This is a genomic window from Longimicrobiaceae bacterium, assembly GCA_035696245.1.
Classification (GTDB): Bacteria; Gemmatimonadota; Gemmatimonadetes; order Longimicrobiales; family Longimicrobiaceae; genus DASRQW01.
In genome coordinates this window covers 1-6445 of sequence record DASRQW010000105.1, presented here as the reverse complement: position 1 = coordinate 6445, position 6445 = coordinate 1, and the positions used below count along the sequence as shown (strand labels likewise).

Sequence of the window (6445 nt, the reverse complement as noted above, 5' to 3'; positions counted from 1 at the left end):
CACTTTTGGTCTCCCCTCCCCCAGGCAGTTTGGGGGGAGGGGCCGGGGGAGGGGGCCTCTCTCCCCACCGACTCAATCTAAGCGCAGACGCCGCCCAGCAAAGGATTCGCGTCCGCCAAGTCGCAGAACCAAGCTCCCAGCGCACGGAAGCCGGGAGCATGAAGCCCCCGGCTGGGAACTGCGGTCGTCCTGCGGACGAGGCTCCGCGCCGCCTCATCCACCGTACGCGGGCCTGAGAAGCCGGCCAACGTGCTTCCGTCAGCCTCCCGCGACGACGCCCTCGCCCGCGAGTGCGGGGACGCGAATGCGCTCGTGGGCGTGCGAGGCGGCACCGGGAAGCTCCTCGGGGCGGACGACGCCGTGCTCGGTGATGAAGCCGGTGATGAAGCGCGCCGGGGTCACGTCGAACGCGGGATTGCGCGCGGGCGCACCCGGCGCGGTCACGCGGACGCGGCGAAGCGTGCCGTGGTCGTCCAGCCCCGTCACGTAAGACACCTCGTCTGCCGAACGCTCCTCGATGGGGATCCCGCCTCCGTCCGCGATCGCCGCGTCGAAGGTGGACGGGGGGGCGGCGACGTAGAAGCGGACGCCGAACTCGCGCGCGCAGACGGCCTTCTCCAGCGTCCCGATCTTGTTCGCCGCGTCGCCGTTGGCCGCGATCCGGTCCGCGCCGGTGATGACGAGATCCACGTCGCCGCGGCTCATCAGGTGGGCGGAGGCGCTGTCGGCGATCACCGTGTGGGGGATGCCGTGCGCGCCCAGCTCCCACGCGGTGAGGCGCGCGCCCTGCGCCCGCGGCCGCGTCTCGCTGACCCACACGTGCACGCGCTTCCCGTCTGCCGCCGCACGGTACACGGGCGCCAGCGCGGTGCCGAAGTCCACCGTCGCCAGCCAGCCCGCGTTGCAGTGCGTGAGCACGTTCGCCCCGTCGGGCACCAGCGCCTCGCCGTGCTCCCCGATGTGCAGGCAGCTGCGCACGCTCTCTTCCGCGAAGTCGTGCGCTGCGGCGCGCGCGGCCTCCACCGCCTGCGCCTCGCTGCCGCCCGCCGTCTCCGCCGCGTTCCAGACGCGCGAGGTGGCGGCGAAGAGGTCCACCGCCGTGGGCCGCGTCGCCTCGATGGCCCGGCGCGCGACGGCGGCGGAGAGCCAGAACGCCTTGCCGCCCGCCGCGAACGCCTGCGCCAGCGCGTACCCCGCCGTCGCGCCGATGGCGGGCGCGCCGCGAACCGACATGTCGCGGATGGCCTGCGCCGTGGCGCGCCAGGTGGGGCACGAGACCAGGGCGAAGTCGAACGGGAGCCGGTTCTGGTCGATCAGGCGGACGGTGCCGCCCTCCATCCACACCGTGCGGTAGGGCGTTCCGTTCACGCGCATGGGGCTAACCGGGGGCTCAGGTGGAGGATGCGGCGGCGGGGGCGGCCACGCGCACGCGGCGCGGCGGCAGGGAGGGGGGCCACACGGCGAAGGCGTGCACGTCGGCCGGGTCGTGCTCGGCCTCGGCCCAGGCCACGCAGATCAGGTCGTCGGTGCCGCGGTTGACCACGGCGTGCGCCAGTCCCGCGGGCACGTACACCGACCGCGGGAGGTCTGCCGAGACGGCGATGGCCAGGCGGCTACCGGTGGACGGGTCGCAGATCTCCACGCTGCCCGTGCCCTGCACGACGGAGAACCACTCGCCCATGCGGCAGTGCAGGTGGTTGCCCTTGGCCTCGCCCGGCCGGGCGCTGGTCACGTACACCTCGCCGCGCGGCGGGTGCCCGGCGCACTGCGTGGCGGTGAGCACCTTCTGCACGAAGCCGCGCGAGTCCTGGTGGCGGTTCTGCTCCACCACGCGCACCTCGTCCAGGTGGGCGCCGAGGGGAGTGCGGCGCTGCGGCGGCACGGGCACGGCATCGGGCGCTTCGGGAGATGCACGGCGGGCCAGCCCCGCATCCGTCCTCCATTCCCGCAGCCCCGCGCCGAAGCGATAGCGCCAGATGTTGCGCAGGAACTCGAGCATGGTCTGCCGGCGGACGTTGGATGCGCCGCCGTTGCGCGCGTAGCCCTCCACGTCGATCTCGATGCAGCGCAGGCCCAGCTCGCGCGCCTTGACCACCAGCTCCGGATCCAGGAACCAGTCGTCCGACACCGGCCGCAGCCGCTCCAGCGTGCGCCGCGAGAAGAGCTTGGGGCTGCCGTTGACGTCGATGGCGCCCAGCCACCCGAAGCAGAGCAGCATGAGCAGGTTGTAGTTGGCCGATACGATCTTGCGCTTCCAGCTGTCCTGCCGGAAGCGGCGCCGCACCTTGGCCACCACGCGCTCCTCGCGCCCCTCCATCAGCCGGTACGTCCGCACCACGTCTTCCGGCGCGACCTGCCCGTCGGCGCACAGGTAGCCGACGACCGGGGCGCGGCAGCGCTCCAGTCCGGCTCGGATGCCGTGGCCGTACCCGCGGTTCACGGCGATGCTGACCTTCACCACCGGCAGGCCGCGGGCGATCAGCCCGTCGATCACCTCGCCGGTGCGGTCGCGCGAGCCGTTGTCGACGAGGACGAGCTCCAGCCGCACGCCCTCTTCCAGGAAGGCGTCGATGAGCGCGGGGGCGGTGCGGCCCAGGCACGCTTCCTCGTTGTAGCACGGCATCACCAGCGACAGCTCGGGCGCGCGGCCCGTGCCGATGGGCGACTCGGCCGGGGGCGTCACGCGGCGGCTCCCGCGTGCCCGTGAACGGCATCGAGGGTGAGGCGGATGCCTTCTTCGACCGACGTGGTGGGGACCCAGCCGAGGGTGCGGCGGGCGAGGGCCACGCTCACGGGCCCCTGCCGCTCCTCGTCCGCGCGGTAGGGGAGGGCGCCGAACTGCACGGCATCTGCCTGGATCGCGGCGGCGGCCATGGCGGCCTCGGCGAAGCGGCGGACGGTGGTGCAAACACCTGTCGCAAGATTCAGCACGGGAGGCGCCTGGCGCAAGAGCCCCGTGCGCAGCAGCCCCTCGGCGCAGTCGCCCGCCCAGGTGAAGTCGCGAAGCTGGCCGCCGGGCGTCATCTCCACCGTCTCGCCCGTGCCCGCGGCGGCCAGGAGCGAGGGCAGGAGGCGCCGCGGGTGCTCGCCCTCGCCGTAGACGGTGAAGAGGCGCACGGTCGTGGCGCGGAGGCGCAGGCGGGAGCGGGCGCCGGTGACCAGACGCGTGCCCTGCAGCTTGCTCATGCCGTACGGCGTACCCGGCGCGGGCAGCGTTGCCTCGTCCACCATCCCGCGTACCGTGCCGTACTCGAAGCCGGAGCCCACGTGCACCAGCCGCTGCCCGTCCCACGCGGGCGCGTCGTCGCGCTCGGCGGCCGCGGCGGCGCACTCGGCGGCCAGGTCGGCGTTGATGCGCAGCGAGAGCACGGCGTTGCGCTCGGCCGGGTCGACGCCGTACGCGGCCAGGTTGAACGTGATCGCGGGGCGGACGCGCGCGTGCACCTCGCGCAGGGCGCCGGGGCGGGCGAGGTCGGCCACGACGGCCTGGCCGGGCAGCCCGTCGCGCTGCGCGGCGTCCAGCGCCTCGCGGCTGCGGCCGGCGGCGTGCACCTCGGCGCCCGCGTCGGCCAGGGCGCGCCAGACCCAGCGGCCCAGGAAGCCGGTGGCGCCGGTGAGCAGCACGCGGGCGCCGCGGTAGCCGTGCGGATAGCCTTCGCCGGGTTTCGGCGCGGCGGGCGGGTCGGCGGGGCGGGCGGGGGAGATGGCGGGCATCGCGGTGTGCTTCCGGGGGGCGGCGGTGCGGGGGCTGGCCGCCGCCCGACGTCTCAAGAAGCTCGCCCGCCGCCGCGACCGGCCGGCGCCTGGAATCCGCCCATTTCCGCCTTTGCCGCGCTGTCCGGGGCCGCCCACATGCGATGCAGGCGCGCAACACCGCATCGCATCGGCAGAGACCGCACGGCATCGCGTCGTCCTGCGCCGGCGGGTATCCGGCCGGGGGACGGCGGGCGTCCGAGCGGGGCACGGGCGTTGCCCTTTCCACGCTGCCCGCTCCCCGCGGCGCATCTCCCGTCCCGCATCTCCCCGACCTCTCCAGACCATGTGCGGCCTCGCCGGCTTCCTCGACTCCCGCCCCGCCAGCGCCGGGGAGATGCAGCGCCGCGCGGGCCGCATGTCCGCCGCGCTCGCGCACCGCGGGCCGGACGACGACGGCGTGTTCGTGGAAGCCGAGGCCGGCATCGCGCTCGCCTTCCGCCGCCTCGCCATCGTCGACCTCTCCCCCGCCGGCCACCAGCCGATGCGCTCGGGCTCGGGCCGCTTCGTGATGGCGTTCAACGGCGAGGTCTACAACCACGTGGAATTGCGCCGCGAGCTGGAGAGGGACGGCGCGCAGTTCCGCGGGCACTCGGACACGGAGGTGATGCTGGCCGCGTTCGAGCGCTGGGGCGTGGAGGCGTCGCTGAAGCGGTTCGTGGGGATGTTCGCCATCGCGCTGTGGGACGTGCGGCTGCGGCGGCTGCACGTGGCGCGCGACCGCATGGGCATCAAGCCGCTGTACGTGCACCATGCCGGGGGATGCGTGGCGTTCGCGTCGGAGCCCCGCGCCTTCGCGGCGGACCCGGCGTTCCGGCCCGAGGCCGATCCCGCGTCCGTCGCCGCGTACCTGCGCTACCTGTACGTGCCCGCGCCGGGCAGCATCTTCCGCGGCGTCACGCGTCTGCCCGCCGGGACAGTGCTGACGATCGACGACGCCGCCGCGCCGCTGCCCGAGCCGCGCCCGTTCTGGTCTGTCGAGGAGGCCGCGCGCCACGGCATCGCCAACCCATTTTCGGGAGATGACGACGAGGCGGCGGACGAGGTGGAGCGAGTGATCGCCGACGCCGTGCGCCTGCGGATGCGGGCCGACGTGCCGCTGGGCGCCTTCCTCTCCGGCGGCATCGACTCGTCGCTCGTCGTCTCGCTGATGCAGGCGTGGTCCGCGCGGCCGGTGAAGACGTTCACCATCGGCTTCGACGCGGCCGAGCACGACGAGTCCGCGCACGCCGCCGCCGTCGCGCGCCACCTGGGCACCGAGCACACGTCGGTCACGCTGACGGGGGACGATGCGCTCGCGTCGATTCCCGACCTGCCGCGGCTGTTCGACGAGCCGCTGGCGGACCCTTCGCTCATCCCCACGCTGCTCGTCTCCCGCGTGGCGCGGAGGGACGTGACCGTCGCGCTCTCCGGCGACGGCGGCGACGAGCTGTTCGCGGGCTACAACCGCTACGTGTCCGGCGAGCGCGCGATCCGCCGCGCCGTCCGCATCCCATCTCCCGTGCGACGTGCCCTCGCTGGCGGACTCTCCGCGCCGTCGCCTGCGGCGTGGGACCGGATGTACGCCGCCGTCGCGCCGCTGCTGCCCGCCTCCGCGCGCGCACGGCTGCCGGGCGACAAGGCGCACAAGCTCGCGGCGCTGCTCCGCCAGCCGGGCGCCGCGGGGATGTACCGCTCGCTGCTGTCGCAGTGGGGCGAGCCGGAGCGCGTGGCCCGCGGCGCGCGCGAGCCGGCCGGCGTGGTGGAGCGGGTGATGGGCGGCGGCGCGATGCCGCTGATGGAGCGCATGCAGCTGGCCGACCAGCTCGGCTACCTGCCGGACGACCTGCTCGCGAAGCTGGACCGCGCCAGCATGTCCGTGGGCCTGGAGGCGCGCGTCCCGCTGCTGGACCATCGCGTGGCGGAGCTTGCGTGGTCGCTCCCGCGCGCACTCCGCGTGCGTGGCGGCGAGGGCAAGTGGATCCTGCGCCGCATCCTGCACCGCCACGTCCCGCCCGCGCTGGTGGACCGCCCCAAGACCGGCTTCACCGTGCCGCTGGACGCCTGGCTGCGCGGCCCCCTGCGCCAGTGGGCGAGCGACCTGCTCTCCCCCGCCACCGTCCGCCGCTCCGGCCTTCTCGACGCGAACGCGGCGGATGCGGCGTGGCGCGACTTCCAGGCAGGGCGCGGGCGCGGCGGCCTGGCGATCTGGGCCGTCCTCGTCCTCCTCCAGTGGCACGAGCAGTGGGTGCAGGCCCCGGCGCGTGAGCCGGAGCGGCGACCTGTGGCGGTGGTGTAAGCGGATGGTGCTGCGCGGGTGCCCCCTCCCGCTCGCTTAGGCTCGCACCCTCCCCCGCAAGCGGGAGAGGGTTGGTTGAAGCTTTCGCGCGGGACGGGAGCCGCGTCGCCGCATGAGTTCGCTTGGGTACGCCGCCGGCGGTGGTGCAGGCGGGGAGCTCGGCGCGGGGCCCCTCCCCGCCTCGCTTAGGCTCGTCGACCCTCCCCCAAAACTGCCTGGGGGAGGGTTGGTTAGGAGATCGGCGCGCGCTGGAGGCTGGGTTCGCGGCAGTCAGTCCGCGGAGGCGGACTTTGCGCAGTTGTTGCCGCGGTTTCAACCGCCCGCAACCCGGCTGCCCGCCCCACCCCACCCGAACGGCACCCAAACCCCAACCCTCTCCCGCTTGCGGGGGAGGGTGCGAGCCTAAGCGAGCGG

Annotated in this window: 4 protein-coding genes; 1 reads left to right on the top strand and 3 read right to left on the bottom strand. The window is 74.6% G+C overall.

All coding sequences use genetic code 11. From position 1 onward, the window contains the following. Positions 1–258: 258 nt before the first annotated feature. From mtnA to VFE05_04720, 3 genes are read right to left on the bottom strand one after another with little or no spacing between them, the layout of a single operon-like run. Positions 259–1374 carry an S-methyl-5-thioribose-1-phosphate isomerase gene (gene mtnA, locus VFE05_04730; GenBank protein ID HET6229362.1) on the bottom strand — a complete coding sequence of 372 codons (1116 nt, stop codon included), beginning with the start codon at positions 1372–1374 and terminating at the stop codon, positions 259–261. 16 nt (positions 1375–1390) lie between these two features. Further along, a complete protein-coding gene (locus tag VFE05_04725) occupies positions 1391–2683 on the bottom strand; it encodes a glycosyltransferase (GenBank protein ID HET6229361.1) in 1293 nt (430 codons plus the stop codon). Next, positions 2680–3714, bottom strand: coding sequence for an NAD-dependent epimerase/dehydratase (locus VFE05_04720; GenBank protein ID HET6229360.1), 1035 nt, complete (start codon positions 3712–3714; stop codon positions 2680–2682). Before VFE05_04720 ends, VFE05_04725 begins: the two co-directional genes overlap by 4 nt. Positions 3715–4039: 325 nt before the next feature. On the opposite strand from VFE05_04720, the gene asnB reads away from it, so the two are divergent. Beyond that, positions 4040–6031, top strand: coding sequence for an asparagine synthase (glutamine-hydrolyzing) (gene asnB, locus VFE05_04715; protein HET6229359.1), 1992 nt, complete (start codon positions 4040–4042; stop codon positions 6029–6031). Positions 6032–6445 lie beyond the last annotated feature (414 nt).

Coding starts and splice junctions, on each gene's coding strand:
- mtnA (HET6229362.1), bottom strand. CDS start 1,374: ATGCGCGTGAACGGAACGCCCTACCGCACGGTGTGGATGGAGGGCGGC.
- VFE05_04720 (HET6229360.1), bottom strand. CDS start 3,714: ATGCCCGCCATCTCCCCCGCCCGCCCCGCCGACCCGCCCGCCGCGCCG.
- asnB (HET6229359.1), top strand. CDS start 4,040: ATGTGCGGCCTCGCCGGCTTCCTCGACTCCCGCCCCGCCAGCGCCGGG.